At 69.7% G+C, this 20,448-nt stretch carries 23 protein-coding genes; 7 read left to right on the forward strand and 16 right to left on the reverse strand.

The features are described from left to right. Positions 1–62: 62 nt before the first annotated feature. The 6 genes from tolB to AC07NS_RS23350 form a co-directional block, all read right to left on the reverse strand. Positions 63–1,361: a Tol-Pal system beta propeller repeat protein TolB gene (tolB, locus tag AC07NS_RS23325; protein ID WP_494607415.1), complete on the reverse strand. Its 1,299-nt coding sequence runs from the start codon at positions 1,359–1,361 to the stop codon at positions 63–65. A 71-nt stretch (positions 1,362–1,432) separates the two neighbouring features. Continuing rightward, complete coding sequence (gene tolA, locus AC07NS_RS23330) at positions 1,433–2,302, reverse strand: cell envelope integrity protein TolA (RefSeq protein ID WP_494607159.1); 870 nt, start codon at positions 2,300–2,302, stop codon at positions 1,433–1,435. Positions 2,303–2,318: 16 nt separating this feature from the next. Next, positions 2,319–2,840, reverse strand: a complete 522-nt coding sequence (locus tag AC07NS_RS23335) for an ExbD/TolR family protein (protein WP_494607161.1) — start codon at positions 2,838–2,840, stop codon at positions 2,319–2,321. A gap of 3 nt (positions 2,841–2,843) precedes the next feature. Beyond that, positions 2,844–3,542, reverse strand: a complete 699-nt coding sequence (tolQ, locus tag AC07NS_RS23340; RefSeq protein ID WP_487289065.1) for a protein TolQ — start codon at positions 3,540–3,542, stop codon at positions 2,844–2,846. A 136-nt stretch (positions 3,543–3,678) separates the two neighbouring features. Next, on the reverse strand, positions 3,679–4,131 hold the full coding sequence (locus AC07NS_RS23345) for a YbgC/FadM family acyl-CoA thioesterase (protein WP_494607163.1): 453 nt from the start codon (positions 4,129–4,131) through the stop codon (positions 3,679–3,681). 52 nt (positions 4,132–4,183) lie between these two features. Continuing rightward, a complete protein-coding gene (locus tag AC07NS_RS23350) occupies positions 4,184–4,705 on the reverse strand; it encodes a hypothetical protein (protein ID WP_494607165.1) in 522 nt (173 codons plus the stop codon). A 124-nt stretch (positions 4,706–4,829) separates the two neighbouring features. Here AC07NS_RS23350 and AC07NS_RS23355 point away from each other — a divergent pair, with 124 nt between their 5' ends. Together AC07NS_RS23355 and AC07NS_RS23360 are read left to right on the forward strand one after the other, a co-directional pair. Continuing rightward, complete coding sequence (locus tag AC07NS_RS23355) at positions 4,830–5,006, forward strand: CopG family transcriptional regulator (protein WP_494607167.1); 177 nt, start codon at positions 4,830–4,832, stop codon at positions 5,004–5,006. Further along, positions 5,006–5,278 carry a type II toxin-antitoxin system RelE/ParE family toxin gene (locus AC07NS_RS23360; protein ID WP_494607168.1) on the forward strand — a complete coding sequence of 91 codons (273 nt, stop codon included), beginning with the start codon at positions 5,006–5,008 and terminating at the stop codon, positions 5,276–5,278. Before AC07NS_RS23355 ends, AC07NS_RS23360 begins: the two co-directional genes overlap by 1 nt. A 3-nt stretch (positions 5,279–5,281) precedes the next feature. On the opposite strand, the gene ruvB is transcribed toward AC07NS_RS23360, so the two are convergent. The 3 genes from ruvB to ruvC all read right to left on the reverse strand — a co-directional run bounded on the left by ruvB (position 5,282) and on the right by ruvC (position 7,618). After that, positions 5,282–6,328: a Holliday junction branch migration DNA helicase RuvB gene (gene ruvB / locus AC07NS_RS23365; protein WP_494607169.1), complete on the reverse strand. Its 1,047-nt coding sequence runs from the start codon at positions 6,326–6,328 to the stop codon at positions 5,282–5,284. A gap of 151 nt (positions 6,329–6,479) precedes the next feature. Beyond that, entirely contained in the window at positions 6,480–7,106 is a 627-nt protein-coding gene (gene ruvA / locus AC07NS_RS23370; RefSeq protein ID WP_494607171.1) for a Holliday junction branch migration protein RuvA, read from the reverse strand. After that, positions 7,103–7,618 (reverse strand): crossover junction endodeoxyribonuclease RuvC, encoded by a 516-nt coding sequence (ruvC, locus tag AC07NS_RS23375; RefSeq protein WP_199228340.1) that lies wholly within the window; start codon positions 7,616–7,618, stop codon positions 7,103–7,105. The genes ruvA and ruvC overlap by 4 nt, the downstream gene beginning before the upstream one ends. 147 nt (positions 7,619–7,765) lie before the next feature. Between ruvC and AC07NS_RS23380 the strand changes: the two genes are divergently transcribed. Beyond that, positions 7,766–9,196 (forward strand): M20/M25/M40 family metallo-hydrolase, encoded by a 1,431-nt coding sequence (locus tag AC07NS_RS23380; protein ID WP_494607172.1) that lies wholly within the window; start codon positions 7,766–7,768, stop codon positions 9,194–9,196. A 129-nt stretch (positions 9,197–9,325) separates the two neighbouring features. Here the strand turns inward: AC07NS_RS23380 and AC07NS_RS23385 are convergent, their stop codons facing one another. Beyond that, positions 9,326–9,937 carry a glutathione S-transferase family protein gene (locus AC07NS_RS23385; RefSeq protein ID WP_494607174.1) on the reverse strand — a complete coding sequence of 204 codons (612 nt, stop codon included), beginning with the start codon at positions 9,935–9,937 and terminating at the stop codon, positions 9,326–9,328. Positions 9,938–10,056: 119 nt separating this feature from the next. Between AC07NS_RS23385 and AC07NS_RS23390 the strand changes: the two genes are divergently transcribed. Next, on the forward strand, positions 10,057–10,518 hold the full coding sequence (locus tag AC07NS_RS23390; protein ID WP_494607176.1) for an Lrp/AsnC family transcriptional regulator: 462 nt from the start codon (positions 10,057–10,059) through the stop codon (positions 10,516–10,518). On the opposite strand, the gene AC07NS_RS23395 is transcribed toward AC07NS_RS23390, so the two are convergent. The 4 genes from AC07NS_RS23395 to AC07NS_RS23410 all read right to left on the reverse strand — a co-directional run bounded on the left by AC07NS_RS23395 (position 10,515) and on the right by AC07NS_RS23410 (position 13,076). Beyond that, entirely contained in the window at positions 10,515–11,447 is a 933-nt protein-coding gene (locus AC07NS_RS23395; protein WP_494607178.1) for a nucleoside hydrolase, read from the reverse strand. The genes AC07NS_RS23390 and AC07NS_RS23395 overlap by 4 nt on opposite strands. Positions 11,448–11,499: 52 nt before the next feature. Continuing rightward, positions 11,500–12,192, reverse strand: a complete 693-nt coding sequence (locus AC07NS_RS23400; protein WP_494607180.1) for an MgtC/SapB family protein — start codon at positions 12,190–12,192, stop codon at positions 11,500–11,502. A 214-nt stretch (positions 12,193–12,406) separates the two neighbouring features. Beyond that, on the reverse strand, positions 12,407–12,592 hold the full coding sequence (locus tag AC07NS_RS23405) for a hypothetical protein (protein ID WP_146218110.1): 186 nt from the start codon (positions 12,590–12,592) through the stop codon (positions 12,407–12,409). 103 nt (positions 12,593–12,695) lie between these two features. Continuing rightward, entirely contained in the window at positions 12,696–13,076 is a 381-nt protein-coding gene (locus AC07NS_RS23410; protein ID WP_487289054.1) for a hypothetical protein, read from the reverse strand. A 235-nt stretch (positions 13,077–13,311) separates the two neighbouring features. Here AC07NS_RS23410 and AC07NS_RS23415 point away from each other — a divergent pair, with 235 nt between their 5' ends. Continuing rightward, positions 13,312–13,782: a chemotaxis protein CheW gene (locus AC07NS_RS23415; protein ID WP_494607417.1), complete on the forward strand. Its 471-nt coding sequence runs from the start codon at positions 13,312–13,314 to the stop codon at positions 13,780–13,782. 275 nt (positions 13,783–14,057) lie between these two features. Then, entirely contained in the window at positions 14,058–15,155 is a 1,098-nt protein-coding gene (locus tag AC07NS_RS23420) for a Zn-dependent alcohol dehydrogenase (RefSeq protein ID WP_494607182.1), read from the forward strand. A gap of 226 nt (positions 15,156–15,381) precedes the next feature. Here AC07NS_RS23420 and AC07NS_RS23425 read toward each other — a convergent pair whose 3' ends face one another. Next, positions 15,382–16,266 carry a DMT family transporter gene (locus AC07NS_RS23425; protein ID WP_494607419.1) on the reverse strand — a complete coding sequence of 295 codons (885 nt, stop codon included), beginning with the start codon at positions 16,264–16,266 and terminating at the stop codon, positions 15,382–15,384. A 238-nt stretch (positions 16,267–16,504) separates the two neighbouring features. On the opposite strand from AC07NS_RS23425, the gene AC07NS_RS23430 reads away from it, so the two are divergent. Next, positions 16,505–18,622, forward strand: a complete 2,118-nt coding sequence (locus tag AC07NS_RS23430; RefSeq protein WP_494607184.1) for a phosphocholine-specific phospholipase C — start codon at positions 16,505–16,507, stop codon at positions 18,620–18,622. 205 nt (positions 18,623–18,827) lie between these two features. Here the strand turns inward: AC07NS_RS23430 and AC07NS_RS23435 are convergent, their stop codons facing one another. Next, positions 18,828–20,237, reverse strand: a complete 1,410-nt coding sequence (locus AC07NS_RS23435; RefSeq protein ID WP_492856546.1) for a M23 family metallopeptidase — start codon at positions 20,235–20,237, stop codon at positions 18,828–18,830. Positions 20,238–20,448 lie beyond the last annotated feature (211 nt).

Consider the following 20,448-nt stretch of genomic DNA (forward strand, 5'->3'; position numbering starts at 1 on the left):
AACGCGCCGGGCCTGTGGAAAGTTGCGAAACCTTCGCGTTTCTCCAGCGCCAGAGGGCGAAATCAGTCCAGAAGCGGCGACCAGGCGGGGTCCGACGCCGCGCCCGGATAGGCGGCCGGACGCAGGATTCGGCCGGTGATGTCGACGGTCCAGAGACGCGGATTGCCGGCGCTGCCCTCGCGGAAGAACATCAGCACCCGGCCGTTGGGCGCCCAGGTCGGGCCCTCGTCCAGATAGCTGGTGGTCAGCAGGCGCTCGTCGCCGCCGTCGGTCTTCATCACGCCGATATGGAACTGGCCGCCGGTCTGCTTGGTGAAGGCGATGTAGTCGCCGCGCGGGCTCCACACCGGGGTGGTGTAGCGACCGCCGCCGTAGGAGATGCGGCGCACGCCCGAGCCGTCGGCGTTCATCACGTAGAGCTGGGCCTGGCCGCCGCGGTCGGAGTTGAAGACGATCTTCGTGCCGTCCGGCGAGAACGACGGCGAGGTGTCGATGGCCGGGTCGGTGGTGATGCGGGTCGACTGGCGGGTGCGCAGGTCGAGCACGTAGATGTCGCTGTTGCCGCCCTTCTCGACCGAGAAGGCCACCTTCTTGCCGTCGGGCGAGAAGCGCGGGGCGAACACCATGCCGGGGAAGCGGCCGACCGTTTCCTGGCGGTTGGTCTGCAGGTTCAGCAGGTAGATGCTCGACCCCGTCGGCCGCAGGGCCATGTAGGTCAGTTCCTGGCTGGTGGCCGAGAAGCGCGGGGTCATCACGATCGACGAGCCGTCGGTGATGTACTGCGGGTTGGCGCCGTCCTGGTCCATGATGCCCAGGCGCTTGACCCGGGCGAGCTTGGGGCCGCTCTCGGCGACAAAGGCGACGCGGGTGTCGAAATAGCCCTTCTCGCCGGTCAGGCGCTCATAGACCGCGTCGCTGATCTTGTGGGCCACGCGGCGCCAGTTCTCGGCCGTCGAGGTGAACTGCAGGCCCAGCAGCTGCTGCTGGCTGAAGGTGTCCCACAGGCGGAAGTCGACGCGCAGCGAACCGTCGGCGCCGACCGTCACCTGGCCGTTGATCAGGGCCTGGGCGCCGGTGGTCTGCCAGTCGGGGAAGCGCGGCTGGACGTTCACGTCGGCCAGCTTGTCGGTCACGCCGCCCACGTTGAGCGGCTGGAACAGGCCCGAGCGCTCGAGATTGCCGCTGATGACCTGGGCGATGTCGGCCCCGCGCGCCGCGCCGGCGAAGGCCGGGATGGCCACCGGCATCGGCTTGACCGCGCCCTTGTCGATGTCGATCTCGATCTGGGCGGCGGCGACGCCCGGCAGGGCGGCGGTCGCGGCGAAGCCGGCCAGGGCCAGGCTCATGGCCAGGAGCGGCATGGCGAGGCGATGCTTGCGCTGGGTCATCGTCGGGCTTCCTTCCATCTCGTCTCTTCGGCGTCGTTCGACGTCTAACGCGCGGCGCAGGCGTCGCGCGCCTTGAAGTTCAGGTTGAGTGTCGTGCCGTTGTAGTATTGCGGGGCCAATCCCTCGAACGGCGCCGACTGGTAGACGGCGCGGATCGCCCGTTCGGCCTCGGTGCGCACGATGGCGTCGCTCGAGTTCTCGGCCCCGCTGGCAGTCACGGAACCGGCGATTCGGCCGTTGGGTAGCAGCTTGAAGTTCAACCTGATCTGCATAGTTCCGCCGCCCACGACCTCGCAGTTGGGGTTCCAGCGCCGCTGGATCTCGTCCTTCATGCCGTTGAGGGCCGCCGACTGCAGGGCGGTCATCTCGCCGGCGCCCGGACGGGCCTGGGCGGCGGTCTCGGGACGGTTGGTCTGGCCCTGCTGGGCCGACGAGTTCGGCTTGCCGGCCGGCTTGGTCGTCTTCGACAGCGACTTTTCCAGCGACGAGAAGAAGTCGGGCTCGGCCTTGGCCGGGGTCGGCTTCTGCGGCGTCGGCTTGGGCTGCGGCTGGGGCGGCTTGGGCGCGGGGCTGGGGACCGGCTTGGGCGGCGTCGGCTGCGGCTTGGGCGTGGGGGCCGGCTGCGGCTTGGGCGGCGCGGGCTGGGGCGTCGGCGCGGGCGTCGGTGCCGGCGGCTCGGGCGTGGCGTCGGGAACCGGCTCGACGGTCTCGGCCAACTGCTCGACCGGGTCCTCGATGGCCGGGCGCACGTTGGTGGGCCCCTCGGTGACGATGGTCACGGGCACGCTCTCGCCGATGACGATCGGCTTGGAGGTCTTCCACGGCCAGCCGATCATCACCGCCGCCACCACGAGGCCGTGGAGGACGACGGAGCCGATCAGCGCCGGCGACAGGTTGTTGCGTTCCTCGCGCATCAGCCGTCGGGGTTCCCTATTGCGCCGGACGCAGGTCGTCGCCGCCGGAGGGCTGCGCGTCCCGCGGCGCGGCGCCCGAGTCGGGTCCGCCGGTGTCGGTGAGCAGGTTGATCTTGGTGAAGCCGGCCTTCGACAGGGCGGCCATCACCTGGGCGACCACCTCGTAGGGCGCCTTGCCGTCGGCGCGGACATAGATCGGCTTGTCGGTGGCGTCGCCGGCCTTGGCCGTGACCACGCTGGCGAAGTCGGCGAACGGGGCCTGGTCTTCGCCGATGAACACCGCGCCGTCGTGGCGGACCGACACGGTGATCGGCTCCTGCTCGTTCTTCAGCGCGCCGGCCTCGGTCTTGGGCAGTTCGAGCTCGACGCCCGAGGTCAGCAGCGGGGCGCTGATCATGAAGATGATCAGCAGCACCAGCATCACGTCGACCAGCGGGGTGACGTTGATCTCGGACAGGGCCCCCTTGCCGCGCCGGCGGCGACGGCGGCCCCGGCCGCCGCCCGAGGTGGCGAAGGCGTCGTTCGAAGACATCGCCATGGATCAGACCCGCTCGCTCAGGCGACGCTGGATGGCGGTGGACAGGTCGTCGGCGAAGTTCTCCAGGCGGCCGGCGTACTTGCCCGCGTCGGTCGAGAACTTGTTGTAGGCGATGTAGGCCGGGATGGCGGCGATCAGGCCGATGGCGGTGGCGAACAGGGCTTCGGCGATCGACGGGGCGACCACGGTCAGCGAGGTGTTCTTGGCCGCGGCGATGCTCTGGAAGGCGTGCATGATGCCCCAGACCGTGCCGAACAGGCCGACGAACGGCGAGGCGGTGGCGACGATGGCGAGGCTCCCCAGGCCTTCCTCGGCCTTGGCGCTCTCGCGGGCGATCTGGGTGTCGAGCACGCGGTCGATGCGCTGGCTCAGCAGGGCCACCTGGCCCTCGCTCTGCACGCCCTTGGCTTTGGCCTCGCGCCATTCCTTCAGCGCCGCCTGCAGCATGCGCGGCAGGGCGTGGCGCGGGTTCGATCCGGCCTCGCCAGCGACGTCCTCCAGCGAGCGGCCCGAACCGACCTGCTCCTCGAAGCGGTCGGCGGCGCGGTTGAGGGCGGAAAAGCGGAACAGCTTGTCGAGAATGACGGCCCAGGAACCCAGCGAGGCCAGGATCAGCCCGATCATCACCAGCTTGACCACCCAGTCGGCGTTCATGAACAGCGTGATGAAGGAGAAGCTTTGCGCGCTGGCGGCGGCGTCCATGCGGGATCCTGCGTCAGTCTAGAAGTGATTGGTCAGCGCCTTACTGCATGAAGCGGCGCAATGTTGAAACTATGACGTCGCTACGGACGGCCCATTTTTCGACGATCGGCGATCTGCATTTGCCGAGCGGGCGCCGTCAGCCTTCTTCCGGCGCGAGCCAGGGGGTCACCTTGGCGGTCATCTCGGCCGAGGGCTTGCGGGGGCGGCCGTCCAGCGTGATGCAGACGGCCTCGACATTGGCGGCGCAGACCAGGTCCTCCCCCCGAGTGATCCATTGCCGAGCCAGAAGGCGCACGCCCTTGATCCGGTTCCACACCGTGTGCACCACCAGGGCGTCGTCGACCCGCGCGGCGCGCTTGAAGTCGATCTCCATGCGGGTGATGGCGAAGGCCGTGTCGATGGCCGCCAGCTCGGTGTGCGACACCCCGATCATCCGGAAGAAGTCGCTGCGCCCGCGCTCGAAGTAGCGCAGGTAGTTGGCGTGATAGACGATCCCCGAGAAATCGGTGTCCTCGTAATAGATGCGGACCGGCAGCTGGTGCTCGGTCCCGACGAAGACGCCGGCGGTGGGTTCGGGTTTCTGACTCATCGTCCCCTCTTGTAGCGGGTCTCGCCGATCGTGCGAGAGCGCCCGTCGAAGATCACGCCGCCGCCTCTTCCACCGCCCCGCCCTTCAGCGCCTGCTGGGCGTGGGCGATCAGGAGCAGGCGCTCGTCGCGATAGGCGTAGTTGGAGAAGACCGCCGCATAGAGCCCCCAGCCGCCCAGGAACAGGCACCACAGAACGAACAGGATCACATGGACGACGGTCAGGCCGCCGGCCGCCGCCGCCATCGGGCCGAACACCAACCAGGCCGACAGGGCGGCCATGAGCGCCAGGCCGATGCTCAGCAACCGAGGGAAACGCTTGCTTGGCGATCGCATCCGGCAGGTCAGCAGCGTTCCATCACCGTCGGCGACCCAATCGATCCGCAGCGGGATCGGCGCGTATCCCTGGCCCTGGAAATGATAGATCCTGGCCCAGTCCAGGCCGACTTGACCAAGCACCATTCCGATCCGGGTCTCTTCCGCCCCCCCGACGCTGGCCGCCAGACGCTCACGCACAGCCTGCGGCGGGAACGGCGCGCGGAAGCGCCAAGCGACCGCGCCAGAACTCTTACTCATCCCCGAACATCACCCTATTGCGGTCCGCCCCGCCGTAAGCCTCGGCCGATAGCGCAGGCGACGGCTTGATCATGGCGCGTCCGACGCGGTTGGGCCAAGGCCGTTGTAGTGATAGGCTGGCGGAATGAAAATCGAGCCGTCCCTGTTCGATGAGATCGACGACGAGGCGGAGGCCGCCGCCGACGCGCGGGCCGAGGCCGACGTCGCCGCCGGACGGCTGATCAGCCACGAGGCGGTCAGCCGCTGGCTGGCGTCCTGGGCGGATGGCGCGCCGACGCCCAAACCCAAACCCGGCGACTGATGCCGCGTGTCGTCTGGACGGCTGAAGCCGTCGACAACCTCGACAGCATCTTCACCTATGTGGCGTCCTTCAACGCCTCGGCGGCCGCGCGGCTCGCCCAGCGCCTGCAAGCGGCGGCAAGCAGCCTCGACGCCAATCCCGAACGCGGCCGGCCGATCGCGAGAGGATTGCGCGAACTGGCGGTGATCCATCCCTATCTGATCCGCTACCGAACGACCGAAGACGCCGTGATCATCCTGCGCATTCGCCATGGAATGCGCCAACCCGACTAGGCTCTATTCATCCCCGAACAGCCCGCCCTGCGCCGCCGACGGCGGGGCGGTGGGCGGGGTGAGGCCGAGGTGCAGATAGGCCTTGCCGCAGGCCATGCGGCCGCGCGGGGTGCGCTGGATGAAGCCCTGCTGCATCAGGTAGGGCTCGATCACGTCTTCCACGGCGTCGCGGGCCTCGGCGATGGCGTAGGCGATGGTCTCCACGCCCACCGGACCGCCGCCATAGTGCTCGATCATGGCCCGCAGATAGCGGCGGTCGAGGCTGTCGAGGCCGCTCTCGTCGACCTCAAGCCTCGCCAGGGCCATTCCCGCGGCCTTGCGGTCGATGACCTCGGCGCCGTCGGCGGTGGCGAAGTCGCGCACCCGGCGCAGCAGGCGGCCGGCGACGCGGGGGGTGCCGCGGGCGCGCTTGGCGATCTCGTCGGCGCCGTCCTCCGACAGCGGCGCGCCCATCTTGCGGGCGGCATGCAGCAGCACGTGGCGCAGCTCGCGCGGGGTGTAGAACTCCAGTCGCACCGGAATGCCGAAACGATCCCGAAGCGGCGTGGCCAGCATGCCCGCCCGGGTCGTCGCGGCGACCAGCGTGAACGGCGCCAGGTCGATGCGGATCGACCGAGCCGACGGCCCCTCCCCGATCACCAGGTCGAGCACATGGTCCTCCATCGCCGGATAGAGGATCTCCTCGACGTTGGACGACAGCCGGTGGATCTCGTCAATGAACAGGACGTCGTTAGGCTCGAGATTGGTCAGGATCGCCGCCAGGTCGCCGGGCTTGTTGAGCACCGGGCCGGAGGTGGCGCGGAAGTTCACGCCCAGCTCGCGGGCGACGATCTGGGCCAGGGTGGTCTTGCCCAGGCCCGGCGGGCCGAACAGCAGCACGTGGTCGAGCGACTCGCCCCGGCCCTTGGCCGCCTCGATGAAGATCCGCAGATTGGCCTTGGCCTGCTCCTGGCCGACGAACTCGGCCAGGGTCTGGGGCCGCAGGGCGCGGTCGGTCGCGCCGGGGATCTGCTCGCCGTGCTGGGCTTCGCCGGAGATGATGCGGGTCATGGCTGGATCTTCCCCCTTCCCCCTTGATGGGGGAAGGGTCGGGGATGGGGGTGACTAGGGCGGTTCGACTGGAGATGGCGAAGACGGCCAACGCCGCACCACCCCCATCCCAACCCTTCCCCCATCAAGGGGGAAGGGCTTTGAGACGCCCTCACCTTCCCAGCTCCTGCAAGCCGGCCTTGATCAGCGCCTGCACGCTGGCCTCATCCCCCAGCTTGGCCGCGGCGGCCTCGACCACGCGGCGGGCGTTCACCTCGGCGACGCCCAGGCCCATCAGGGCGGCGACGGCGTCGCCGGTGGCGGCGGGCTTGGCGGGGGATTTGCCACCGCTCGGCGGTTCGATCCCGGGGGCCGCTACCAACACCGGCCCGTCGGTGATCGGCTTGCCCTTAAGCTCTGTGACGATGCGCAGGGCGAGCTTGGGACCCACACCGTTGGCGCGGCCGACGGCGGCCTTGTCCTCGCGCGCGACCGCGGAAGCCAGTTCGGCCGGCGACAGCACGTCGAGCACGGCCATGGCGGCCTTGGGGCCGACGCCCTGGATCGCCTGCAGCAGCACGAAGGCGCGGCGGTCGTCGCGGGTGAGAAAGCCGTAGAGCCGCAGGCCCTGGTTCTCGCTCCACTGGCTCTCGACATGGACGAGGGTCTCCTCGCCCAGGGCCGGCAGGCGCTGAAGGGTGCGTTGGCCGCAGCGGACGATGTAGCCGACGCCCATGACGTCGATCAGGGCCTCTTCCTCGCCGACCTCGGCGACGGCGCCGCGCAGGCGACCAATCATGCAACCCTCCGGGCGGTGCGGGCGTGGGCGTGGGCGATGGCGACGGCGAGCGCGTCGGCGGCGTCGGCCGTCGGCGAGCCGGCGGTCGGCAGCAGGCGGGCGATCATGAAGGCGACCTGGGCCTTGTCGGCCGCGCCGGTGCCCACCACCGCCTTCTTGACCACGGGCGCGGAATATTCGGCCACAAGCAGCCCGGCGCGGGCCGGCGCGATCATCGAGGCCGCGCGGGCGTGGCCCAGCTTCAGCGTCGACTGGGCGTTGGTGTTGACGAAGGTCTCTTCCACCGCCGCCTCGTCGGGGGCGTGCTGGTCGATCACCGCGCAGACGCCTTCGAACAGGGTCAGCAGGCGGTCGGAGAAGGCGGCCTTCTCGTCGGGAACGATGACGCCGTGGGCGATATGGGTGATGCGCGAGCCGGCCACGCCGATCACGCCCCAGCCGGTTCGGCGGAGGCCAGGATCGAGGCCGAGGATGCGCAGAGGGCGATTCGCGTTCATCATGTGTTCTCGCAGTGTCGCCGGTTCCTGTCGCCAGGAAAAGCCGCGTCATCCTTAAGCACGGGTTAACGCCAGGCCCCGGTTTTCGCGCATGTGGCTTGCGCGCGGACGCGAAGCCCGCTCCTGTTCCGGCCACGTTTTGCGACACTTGAAGGTCGGACCATGCGCCTGAAGGCCCTTTTCGCCACCACCGCGGCCCTCGCCGCCCTGCCCGTCCTGGCCAACGCCCAGCCGACGCCTGGTCCGCAGGTCACGCCCCGCCCCGACCAGAGCGCCTTCCGGGCGCTCTACAAGGAGCTGGTCGAGATCGACACCACGCTTTCCAAGGGCAGCTGCACCGCCGCCGCCGAGGCCATGGGCGCGCGCCTGAAGGCGGCCGGCTACGCCGACGCGGACGTGCAGGTGGTGGTCGAGCCCAAGCATCCGCGCGAAGGCAGCCTGGTCGCCGTGCTGCGCGGGAGCGATGCGAAGTCCAAGCCGATCCTGCTGCTGGCCCACATCGACGTGGTCGAGGCCAAGCGCGAGGACTGGACGCGTGACCCGTTCACCCTGGTCGAGGAGAACGGCTACTTCTACGGACGCGGCACGTCGGACGACAAGGCTCAGGCCGCCATCTGGGCCGACACCCTGGTCCGCCTGAAGCAGAGCGGCTTCAAGCCCAAGCGCGACATCAAGATGGCCCTGACCTGCGGCGAGGAGAGCGAGGGCTATAACGGCATCGAGGACCTGGTGAAGAACCACCGCCCCCTCGTCGACGCCGAGTTCGCGCTGAACGAGGGCGCCGACGGCATGCTGGACGAGACCGGCAAGGCCGTGGTGCTCGAGGTGCAGGCCGGCGAGAAGGTCTATCAGGACTTCACCCTGACCGTGACCAACCCCGGCGGCCACTCCAGCCGGCCTGTGCCGGCCAACGCCATCTACCAGCTGTCGGCGGCGCTGGACCGCATCGGCGCCTATCAGTTCCCGACCCGCTTCAACGACGCCACGCGCGGCTACTTCACCCAGATGCAGGGGCGCGTGCCGGCCGAGCAGGCCGCGGCGATGAAGGCCCTGGTGGCCGATGTCGCCGATCCCGAGGCGCTGAAGGTGATCACCAGGGACGCCGGCTGGAACTCGATGCTGCGCACCACCTGCGTCGCCACCATGGTCAGCGCCGGCCACGCGCCCAACGCCCTGCCCCAGCGCGCCACGGCCAACGTCAACTGCCGCATCCTGCCCGGCACGCCAGTCGACGAGGTCAAGGCCAAGCTGACCGAACTGGCCGCCGATCCGGCCGTCGCCGTCACCCTGGCCCACGAGGCCAAGCCCGCCTCGCCGCCGCCGGCCCTGACCCCAGCCATCATGGGTCCGATCCAGAAGGAAGCCGCCAAGCTGTGGCCCGGCGTGCCGATCGTGCCGATCCTGCTGACCGGCGCCACCGACGGCGTGCACACCAACGCCGCCGGCATCCCGACCTACGGCGTCAGCGGCCTGTTCGGCAATTCGGACGGCGACGGCGTGCACGGCCTGAACGAGCGCATGCGCGTGAAGTCGCTCTATGACGGCCGGGACTTCCTCTACGCGCTGGTCAAGGACTACGCGGGCGGGAAGTGATCTCGTTCTTCCATCCGTAAAACCCCCGCGAAAGCGGGGGCCCAGGCTTTCTCTACAACCCGCAGCGCTCGACGATAAAACACCTGGGTCCCCGCTTTCGCGGGGATTTTACGGGGGAGGGCTTGCCCCCTAGTGCATCGGCGCGGCCCTGAAGGCCTCGGTTTCTTCCGCCCGCGCCGACAGCGCGGCCAGCCTTGGGCAGGCGTCCGGGTCGGCGGTCTCCGACAGGATGTCGCGCGCGAAACTCCAAGCCACGGCGGCGGTGACGTCGGCCTGCATCGGCCGCTCGCCGAAGCACCAGCCCTCCGGAGCTATCTCGGCCTCCACCAAGCGCCAGGCATGAGCCAGTTGGCCGCGCACGCGGTTGATCCACGGGGCGTGCTGTTTCTCCGCCGGACGCAAGTTGAACTCGTAGACCAGCTGGACGGTCTTCTCGCAGGCGGCCAGGGCCAGGCCGACGATGCGCAGCGAGCGGATCTGGTCGGTCTGGGCGGCGGGCTCCAGGCTGCGCCTGGCCGGCGCCAGGCGCTCCAGGTGCTGCAGGATCAGGGTCGAGTCCATCAGCGCCACGCCCTCGTCGGTGACCAGGGTCGGCGCCTTGACCACCGGATTGACGGCCGCGAAGGCGTCGTAGTCGCGGAACACCGACACGGGCTCGTGTTCATAGGGCAGGCCCAGCAGCTCCAGAGACACGGCCACCCGCCGCACATAGGGCGAATCCAGCATTCCGATCAGGCGCATCCGGCGGTCTCCAAGGGCGATCGGCGCAGACTGGCGCATGGACGCGCGAAAGGGCATGGCAAGTCATCGGCAAAGGCGCGATCCTGCCGATGACTTCAAGGCCGAGGAACGATTTTCCGATGAGCGCAGCGTTGGACGCCAAGGACCTGGCCATTCTCGAGGCCCTGCAGGCCGACGGCCGCGCCTCGCTGTCCGACCTCGGCCGCCGGATCGGGCTGTCGCAGCCAGCCATGTCGGAGCGGGTGCGGCGACTGGAGGAGCGCGCCGTCATCACCGGCTATGGCGCGCGCATTGACCCGCAGGCCCTGGGCCTGGTGATGAGCGCCTTCATCCGCCTGAAGACCACGCACGAGCACATCCGCGCCTGTCTCGACCAGTTCGCCCGCCTGCCGCAGATCGTCGAGGTCCACCGCGTCACCGGCGACGACTGCTTCGTGCTGAAGGCGCTGGTCGCCGCGCCGGGCGACCTGGCGGTGATCGTCGACTCCATCGGCCGCTTCGGGCCGGTGACGACCTCGGTGGTGTTGAAGAGCGAGCCGGCGCGGCCGCTGGACAAGGCCCTGATCGCGAGCGCCCGCTAGGCCCCCGCCATCTCCACCCAGCCGAACAGGGCCTTGAGGATCAGCGCCCGCACGGCAGGCGCGTCCACCGACACGCAGACCTCGGCGTTGGGCTCGCCGTCGACGCGCTCGATGCGGCCTTGGCGGTCGCCGTCGAGGATCACGCGCAGGCGGGCAGGCTCGAAGGCGAAGGCTTCGGGGGAAACCAGGCTGGCGGCGGCGACGGCGTCGTGGGGGTGGCAGCCTTCCGCGCCCCAGGCCTTCTGGTGGAAGGCGATGTAGGGGCCGGCCGCGCGGGTCAAGCGCGCCGACAGCGGACTGCCGCAGCAGCGCGCGCCGCTGTCGAGGTCGGCGGCGGTTATGGTCACCAGGCTGGTGACGTCCAGCGGCACGAGGCGCGGCTTGACGCCGGCCTCCAGGATCCGGGCCAGGGCCTCGGGATCGCTCCAGCTGTTGAAGTCGGCGCCGCCGGCGGCCTTGCCCTGCACGGAGAAAGCTCCGGCCATGATGGTCGGCGACCAGTTCCGGAAGGCGGCCGGATCGTCCAGCAGGCCCAGGGCCAGGTTGGTCAGCGGCCCCAGGAACAGGCCCTTCACCCGCCGGCGCGCCAGGAAGGCCAACAGGCTGACCCCATGGCCGCGATCAAGTTCGGGCAGCTTCCAGCGCTGGGAGAAGCCCGCGCCGTTCAGGCCGTCGGGGCCGTGGGCCGGCCGCATCCGCTCGACCCGCCGCCGGGCCAGGCCCGCGCCGGCGCCGATATAGACCTCGGCCGGACAGCCGGCGAGACGCAACACCCCGCGCGCATTGGCGGCGGCCTGGTCGACATAGGTGTTGCCGAACACGGCCGAGACGCTGCCCACCTCGACGGCGTCGCGGGCCCGCGCCAGCAGCGCCAGGGCCAGGGCGTCGTCCACGCCGCAGTCGGTGTCGATGTGCAGACGAAGCGCCATGCCGGGATCATAGCGCATGCACGTGACGCGGGAAGTCGTCGGCGAGCGCGGTTCAGTCCTTTCTGGGCAGGATGTCGAATTCGACGACGCGTTCGTCGCCCTCCAGGTGGCGGGCCAGCTCGCCGAGCCTCAACGCGCCCTTGCCGGAGAACGGGCCGGACAGTTCGAACAGCGTCCCGCCCTCGATCAGACGCTGGTTGATGCGGCCCCCTTCCAGCTCGTAGCCGGCCAGCAGGCCGCGCAGCTCGCCCTCATCGACCAGGGCGTCGCGGCGGAAGCGCACGGCGATCTCGGCGTAGTTCTTCTGCGGCATGCGGCGGTCGAGCCAGCGGGCGGCGCTGAGCACCACGACGCTGAGCACGGTCCCGGCGATGGCCAAGTCGTAGAGCGCCATGCCGAACAGCATGCCCAGCGCCGCGGTGATCCACAGCGAGGCCGCCGTGGTCAGGCCGTGCACCGACACCCCCTGCTGGAAGATCACCCCGCCGCAGAGAAAGCCGACGCCGGTCAGCACGCCGTGGGCCATGCGGACGGGATCGATGCGCACCGTCTCCAGGGGCGTATCGCCCATCCATTTCAGCTGATGCACGGCCGCCAGCATCAGGAGGGCCGAGGCCAGGCAGACCAGCATGTGGGTGCGCAGGCCCGCCGGGCGCGAGCGGTACTCGCGCTCGAACCCCACCGCGCCGCCAGCCGCCAGGGCGCCCAGAACGGGCAGGATGTATTGCAGGGAGACGGCGTCCATGGGGGCTGAACGGTCAAGCCCGCCGTAGGCTCCCCCCCCCAAGGCCCTTCCGCCTCCAACGGGGGGGAAGAGGCGGAAGGAACCCCGGCTCGCCCGCCTCCTGGCGGGGGACGGATCCGGCGGGCGCGCGGCTGGACGGCCCGGAAGGGCGGACCGTCGCCATGCGCGTAGTTACGAAGGCGATCGCGGGCCGGATGCGCGCCGCGCGAGAAACCTAGCCCAGCCCGTTGACCATCGCGCGCAGGCGGCGGGCGACGTCCTGGGGACGGTCGGCGATCTGGTCGAACAGGGCCTGGACCTCGGCCTCCTCGAAGCCGGCGGCGCGCAGGGTGCGCCAGGCGCCGAGCAGCACGCTCAAGGCCACTTCCTGGCGGTCGGGAATGGTGACGGCGGCGGACATGGCGGAGGCCTCCTGGACAGCGGGGACGGCCACAATGTTCATTTTTTGTTCTCAATGGCAAGCCCCGGCGCCGAGGGACGGCGCCGGGGCTGCGCATCTGGCCTTAACGGCAGACGGTGCGTTCGTAGACCGAACCGCTGCGACGGTCGTATTCGCGGGTGGTCCAGCAGTCGTCTCGGCGATAGCGCGGACCGTCGTCATAGCCGTAGCCGTAATAGCGCGGCGGCGGGGGCGGCGGATAATCGTAGCCATAGCCGTAGGCCGGGCGGCGATAGCGCGGGCGGTCGTTGTTGATCGACGAGCCGATCGCCAGGCCCACGATGCCGCCGATCACGGCGGCGGCGGCCACGTCGCCGCTGTCGCGGCCGTGGTTGCGGTGACGGCGCCAGTCGTCGGCCGAGGCCTGGGTGCTGGCGGCGATCATGGTCAGGGCGGCGAGGCCGGCTGCCACGCCTCCGACGGTCTTGAGCGGCTTGAAAGCCATGTCGGCCTCCTTCGAAAAAGCTTGTCCCAAGCCTGATCCCCCGCGCCTGAACCTCACCTGAACGCGGCTGTCAGGGAGCGACCGCCTGACGGGATGGCGCCGAGGTGGGCCATTTCGTCGCAGGCCCGCCACGCGGCCAGCGGCGCCGGAACGCCTTTTTTGTTCACCTTTCCGCGCGATCATGGCTTCCGAACGCGGCCAGAAGGCCGTCGACGCGACGAAGGCGGACGAAGCGATGTCGAACAACAACACGGCCTACACCCCCGGCGAAGCCCTGCAGGTTCTGTCGTTCGAAGTGGGCGCCCAGACCTACTGCGTGCCGGTCGGCACGGTTCGCGAGATCCGCGGCGTCACGCCCCCCACCCCGCTGCCCGACGCCCCGCCACACGTGCGCGGCGTCATCAACCTGCGCGGCCAGGTGATGCCGGTCATCGACCTGTCGGCCCGCCTCGGCAAGGGTCCGGCCCAGGACGGACCGCGCCAGGTGATCATCGTCGTCGAGAACGGCCGCGACGTCGCCGGCCTGCTGGTCGACGCGGTGTGCGACAGCTTCATCGTCGAAGCCAGCCAGATCAGCCCGCCGCCGTCGGTCGGCGACGAGGCCTCGGCCCTGGTCTCGGCCGTGATCACCACCGACACCACCATGGTGGTGCTGCTGACCGTCGACGCCATCCTGCCCGAGCGCCCGATCGACCTGGCGGCGTAGGGCCTCTTCCTGATCCCTCTCCCCTGCGGGAGAGGGTGGCCTCCCGCAGGGAGGTCGGGTGAGGGGTCGCACGACCTTCGACGCCGCGACAGCGGATCGTCTGGGCGAGGCGGCAAGATTTGAGAGACCCCTCATCCGTCGACTTCGTCGACACCTTCTCCCGCAAGGGGAGAAGGATTCCAGAACCAACTTCAAACAAATGTTTCGATAGCCTCTTCCGCTCGCCCCTCCGCCGGGGCTAGGGTCTCCGCAACCATAAGACGGGAGACGAGCGGATGAAGGCGGCGGTGCTGCGCGAGGTGGGCAAGCCCCTCGTCATCGAGGACGTGGCCATCGGCAAGCCGGGCCCGCGCGAGGTCCTGATCCGCACCAAGGCCGCGGGCGTCTGCCACTCCGACCTGCACTTCGTCGAAGGCTCCTACCCCCATCCCCTGCCCGCCGTGCTGGGCCACGAGAGCGCCGGGATCGTCGAGGCGATCGGCGACGAGGTGCGCACGGTCAAGGTCGGCGACCACGTCATCACCTGCCTGTCGGTCTATTGCGGCCACTGCGAGGTCTGCCTCACCGGCCACATGAGCCTGTGCACCAGCTCGGAGACCAAGCGGCCCAAGGGCGGCGAGCCGCGCCTGTTCAAGGAAGACCTGAACGGGGGCCGCGGGCCGATGGCCCAGTTCCTGAACCTGTCGTCCTTCGCCGAACTGATGCTGGTGCACGAGCATGCGTGCGTCGCCATCCGCAAGGACATGCCGTTCGACCGCGCCGCCCTGATCGGCTGCTCGGTGACCACCGGCATCGGCGCCGTGATCCATACGTCCAAGGTCCAGCCGGGCGAGACCGTGGCCGTGATCGGCTGCGGCGGGGTGGGCCTGGCGACGATCAACGGCGCGGCCATCGCCGGCGCCGGCCGCATCATCGCCATCGACCGCCAGCCCTCGAAGCTGGCCCTGGCCCGCACTTTTGGGGCCACGGACGTGATCGACGCCAACGACGGCGACGTGGTCAAGCAGGTACAGGAGCTGACCAGCGGCGGCGTGCACCACAGCTTCGAGGCCATCGGCCTGAAGGTCACCGCCGAGCAGTCGTTCAAGATGCTGCGCCGGGGCGGCACGGCCAACATCATCGGCATGATCCCGGTCGGCACCATGATCGAGCTTCACGGCCCCGACTTCCTCGGCGAGAAGAAGATCCAGGGCAGCTACATGGGCTCCAACCGCTTCCCGGTCGACATGCCGCGCTTCGTCGACTTCTACATGAACGGCAAGCTGAAGCTGGACGAGCTGATCGCCCGCCGCATCAGGCTGGAAGACGTCAACGACGCCTTCGAGGAGCTGAAGCGCGGCGAGCTGGCGCGATCGGTGATCGTGTTCGACTAAAGTTATCCCTCTCTGAGAGAGAGAGAGGGGCCCATGGCGCAGCCATGGGAGGGTGAGAGGTTTCACCCTGTCCGATTTAGGCGCGACGATCGGGACTCTCAGTCCGCAGGGCCAGCTTGAGGCGTTAGGGCATAGGGGTTTCGAGGTTTCCCGGCCAGCGGTGAAACCTCTCACCCTCCCACCGCTTCGCGGCGGGCCCCTCCCTCTCTCAAAGAGAGAGGGGTCTTCAGGCCGTCTTCCGCCGCCCCTTGCGCGTCACCAGCCAGATCCCGCCACACACCAGGGCCAGGGCGGCGGCGTTCTTCCAGGCCAGCACCGGCTCGTGCAGGAACAGGGCCGACAGCAGCACCCCGAACACCGGGATCAGGAAGTTGAACACCGCCAGCATGCCCACCGGGTTGTGCTTGAGCAGCAGGCTCCACAGGGCGAAGGCGGCCGCCGACAGGCCGGCCATGTAGGCCAGCAGGGCCAGGGAGCGGATGTCGAAGCCTTCCAGCCGGCCGCCGAACACGAAACCGATGGCCAGCAGCACCGCGCCGCCGATCGCCAGCTGCCAGCCGGTCATGACCATGGCGTCCATCTTCTGCGAGATCGACTTGCCCCAGATCGAGGCGGCCGCCAGCACGAAGGCGGCGATGACCACGAAGCCCTCGCCCAGCAGGGTGAACTCGAAGTCGAAGCCCTTTCCGCCGAGGTTCACCGCCAGCACGCCCATGAAGCCCAGCAGGCAGCCCAGCGCCTTGCGCGGGGTCAGGCGGTCGTTGCGGAACAGGAAGTGGGCCAGGATCACGCCAAAGAAGGCGCCGGTGGAGTTCATGATCGACGACTTCACGCCGGTCGCATGGGCCAGGCCGATGTAGAAGAACACGTACTGCAGGGTAGTCTGGCCGACGCCCAGCATGGCGACCTTGGCGATCTGGTCGCGCGGCGGAACCAGGGATTTCCGCGACAGGGCGGCCAGCACCAGCAGGATCGATCCGGCCGCCACGAACCGCCAGCCGGCGAACAGCATCTGGGTCGCCGTGTCGGTCTTGGCCACGTGCAGCAGGGCGTAGCCGGCCTTCACCGCCGGAAAGGCGCTGCCCCACAGCAGGCAGCACAGCACCGCCATGCCGATGACGAAGCGCTTGTCCCGATAAAGGCTGGTGCGGTCGAGGTCGGTACGGGGGGACGTCACGGAACGGGCCTTGTCGAAAAAAGCATCGCCGCCCCACGGCAAGCGGGGCGGCGATCACGAACTGCGCCCAGCTTCTAGGCTTCTCGCCGCGCCGCTTCAACCGCCCGCCCGACTGTCACGAGACCGCCAAGCGGCGCGTGCTATCGCGACGCTTCCATCAGGAGGGCCGCCCTTGTCCGTCATCGATCGTCGCGGCCTGCTGCTGGGCGCGGCCGGCGTCGCCGCCCTGCCCTCGGCCCTCGCCTCGACCTTGGCCAAGGCGGCCGCGATCGACGCCGAGGTCCGCAAGGGCACGATCCAGGACGTACGGCACGTGGTGATCCTGATGCAGGAGAACCGCAGCTTCGATCACTACTTCGGGACGATGGGCGGGGTTCGCGGTTTCGGCGACCGCTTTCCCGTGCCGGTGCGCGACGCCAGGGGGCGCAAGGACGGCTCGGTCTTCCAGCAGGCCTACGGCCAGGACGGCGGCCCGGACGTCATCGCCCCCTTCGCGCTGAACACCACCCAGACCTTCGCCCACATGCGGGTGGAGGGCACGCCGCACAGCTGGGCCGACGCCCAGGACGCCTGGGACGAGGGCCGCATGGACCGCTGGCCGGTCGCCAAGCATCCGCACTCGATGGGCTTCTACGAACGCGCCGACATCCCGTTCCAGCACGCCCTGGCCGACGCTTTCACCCTCTGCGACGCCTATCACTGCTCGACCCAGACCGGCACCAACACCAACCGCCTGTTCCTGTGGACCGGAACCAACGACGGCCTGGGCCGCGCCGGTGGGCCGTCGATCTCCAACTCGCACGACGACTTCGCCGACAAGGGCGGGGCGGCCGATCCCTATCGCTGGACCACCTATCCCGAACGCCTGCTCGAGGCGGGGGTCAGCTGGCGCATCTACCAGGACATGGCCGACAACTTCACCGACAACCCGCTGGCCGGGTTCAAGGCCTATCGCGACGCCCGCGCCGGGGCGCCGGGGTCGGACGCGCGGCTGAAAGACCTGGCCCTGACCACCTGGCATCTGGACGGGCTGCGCGACGACGTGGTCGGCGGCCGCTTGCCGTCGGTGTCGTGGATCATCGCTCCGGCCGCCGATTCCGAGCATCCGGGACCGTCCAGCCCGGCCCAGGGCGCCGACTACACCGCCCGGGTGATCGAGGCCCTGACCGCCGATCCCAAGGTCTGGGCGCGGACCGTGCTGCTGGTGATGTTCGACGAGAACGACGGCTTCTTCGACCACGTCCCGCCGCCAGCCCCGCCGTCGAAGACCGCCGACGGCGCCGTGCTGGGCGGCTCGACCATCGACACGGCCGGGGAATACCACCTGGTGCGCAACCCGACCGAGGCCAAGGCCGAGCGCGACCACCTGATGGGCCGGCCCTACGGCCTGGGGCCGCGCGTGCCGATGTACGTGATCTCGCCGTGGAGCCGGGGCGGCTTCGTCAACAGCCAGGTCTTCGACCACGGCTCGGTGATCCGCTTCCTGGAGGCGCGGTTCGGCGTGGCCGAGCCCAACATCTCGCCCTGGCGGCGGGCGGTGTGCGGCGACCTGACCTCGTGCTTCGACTTCAAGACCCCCAACACGCGACCGCAGGCGCCGCTGCCGGAGACGGCGCGGACGGCCCGGCTGGCCGCCACCCTGAAGCAGACGACCATCCCGCCGACGCCGGCGACGCCCTCGACGCCGATTCAGGAGACGGGCTTGCGGCCCTCCCGCGCCCTGCCCTACCGGCTGGAGGTCGAGATCGCGATCCGCGACGGCGCCGCCGGCCTGGTGCTGACCAATCCCGGCGCGGCCGGCGCGGTGCTGCACGTTTATGACCGCCTGCGACTGGACCAGCCCTCGCGCCGCTACACCCTGGGCGCCGGCGGACGGCTGGAGGACGCCTGGCCGGCGGGTCCCTACGACCTGTGGCTGCTGGGTCCGAACGGCTTCCATCGCGGCTTCGCGGGCGATCCGGCCGACGGGCTGGAGCTGCGGACCCGGGAAGCGGCCGACGGACGCTCGGTGAGCGTGACGGCGAGCAACACCGGGGATCGTCCCCGCACGGTGCTGGTCGAGGCCGCCGATGGCCTGCCCGGCAAGCCCTGGCGCGTAGGCCTGGCGCCGGGCGCGACGAAGACGGTGAGATGGCCGATAGACCGGGGCTGGTACGACCTCGCCGCGACCTGCGCCGACGCCCCATCCTGGCGCCGCCGCGCGGCGGGCCGGGTGGAGACGGGCAAGGACTCGGTCAGCGACCCGCTGATGGGCGGAGCGGCGCGGCTTCACACGATCCCTCTCTCATAGAGAGAGGGAGGGGCCCGCCGCGCAGCGGTGGGAGGGTGAGAGGTTTCACCCTTGGCCGGATAGTCCCCAGACTTTGAGAAAAGGCGTTCGACGTCGCTGCGAAGCACGGGCCAAAGACCGCGCTCAATTCGGTGAGTTTGTTACCTCTCACCCTCCCACGCCTTTGGCGTGGGCCCCTCCCTCTCTCACAGAGAGAGGGCTTCTGTCAGCGCAGCCGGCCGTCGCCGCCGGCCTTCAGTTCGGCCAGGGCCAGGCGGCCGTTGTCCTTGCCTGAGGTCGGGACCACGGCCTGGGCGTAATTGCCGTCGGCGCGGCCGGCCTGGGCCAGCAGGGTGTCGAGGCGGGCGCGCTTGGCCTTGAAGGCCGCCAGCTCGCTGCCCGACAGCACCGTGCCCTGGGGCACTTTGGCGCCGATCGGGTTGATGCGCTGGCCGTTCAGCCAGACTTCGTAGTGAAGGTGCGGACCGGTCGCCAGGCCCGTCGAGCCGACATAGGCCACCACCTGGCCCTGCTGCACGTGGACGCCCGGACGGATGCCCTTGGCGTAGCGCGAGATGTGGCCGTAGCCGGTGTCCCACTGGCCCGAGTGGCGGATGCGCAGCCAGTTGCCGTAGCCCGACCAGCGACGGGCCTCCAGCACCACGCCGTCGCCGGCCGCCAGGATCGGCGTGCCGGTGCCGGCGCCGAAGTCGATGCCCTTGTGGCCGCGGTTGTAGCCCAGCACCGGGTGGCGGCGCATGCCGAAGGTCGAGGTGATGCGGGCCCCGTCGACCGGGGTGCGCAGCAGGAAGCCTTTGATGTTCTTGCCGGTCTCGTCGAAGAACTGGGTCTTGCCGCCGCGCTCGAAGGCGTAGAAGCGCTGGCCCTTGACCTCGGCGTATTCCAGGTCGCCGGCCTCGATGGTGCGGCCGCTCTCGGTGACCTTGCGGTCGAACACCAGGCAGAACGGGTCGCCGTCCTTGATGTCGCGCGAGAAGTCGATCTTGTGCGAGAACAGCTTGGCGGCCTGGCTGACCACGGCCGGGCTGCCGCCGACGGCCGCCACGCTCTCGTAGAACGAGCCGTTCATGGCCCCGCACGAGACCTTGGTCTCGTCGCGGACCTCTTCCTCGATCTCGCGCAGCTTCAGGGCGCCGTCGAAGGTGCGCGAGACGGTGACGGTCGAGGACGGGCTGGTGCGCATCGACAGGCCGACCAGGCGGGCCGGGCCGCGATCGTTGTCGCGACGGCGGGCGATGGCCGCCTCGAAGGCCATGCCGGCCTTGATGTTGACGGTGTCCATGGCGCTTTGCAGCGTGCTGACCACCTGTTGGGCCTCGTCGGCGCCGACGCCGGCGCGCTCGACGGCGCCCTGCAGGGTCTCGCCGGGCTTGACCTTGACGGGAACGGTCTCGGGACGGTCGAAGCCGGGCTGGGCCTCGGCCTGGGCGAAGGCGACATGCTGCAACGCCACCATGGCGGCCGCGTCGAGCGGCGCATGGGCGGCGACCACGGTCGAGGGCTGGTCCCCCGCCGTCAGCTTCCAGCCCAGGGCCAGGGCGGCCAGGCCGGCGACGGCGGTGAAAAGCCGCGGCGCGAGACGCATGGTCGGGCGTCGCGGATCAAATTCCTGCATCGGTCCCCCGTTCGGTACAGATGCCGCGTTTGTACGAAAACGACACGGCCGGGAAGCCCCCCAGCAATCGTCGCGCCGGAACATGACGGCCCGCGCGCTTCCGGGCAAGGACTATCCGGTGGTTCGGACGTTTTGTCACGGACATGGTTAATCCCTTGAAACGCAAAGAAAAACGCCCGCTGCAAGCAGCGGGCGCCTTCTGTCGAATCTT

The sequence above is a fragment of the Caulobacter sp. GW821-FHT10A10 genome (genome assembly GCF_059415745.1).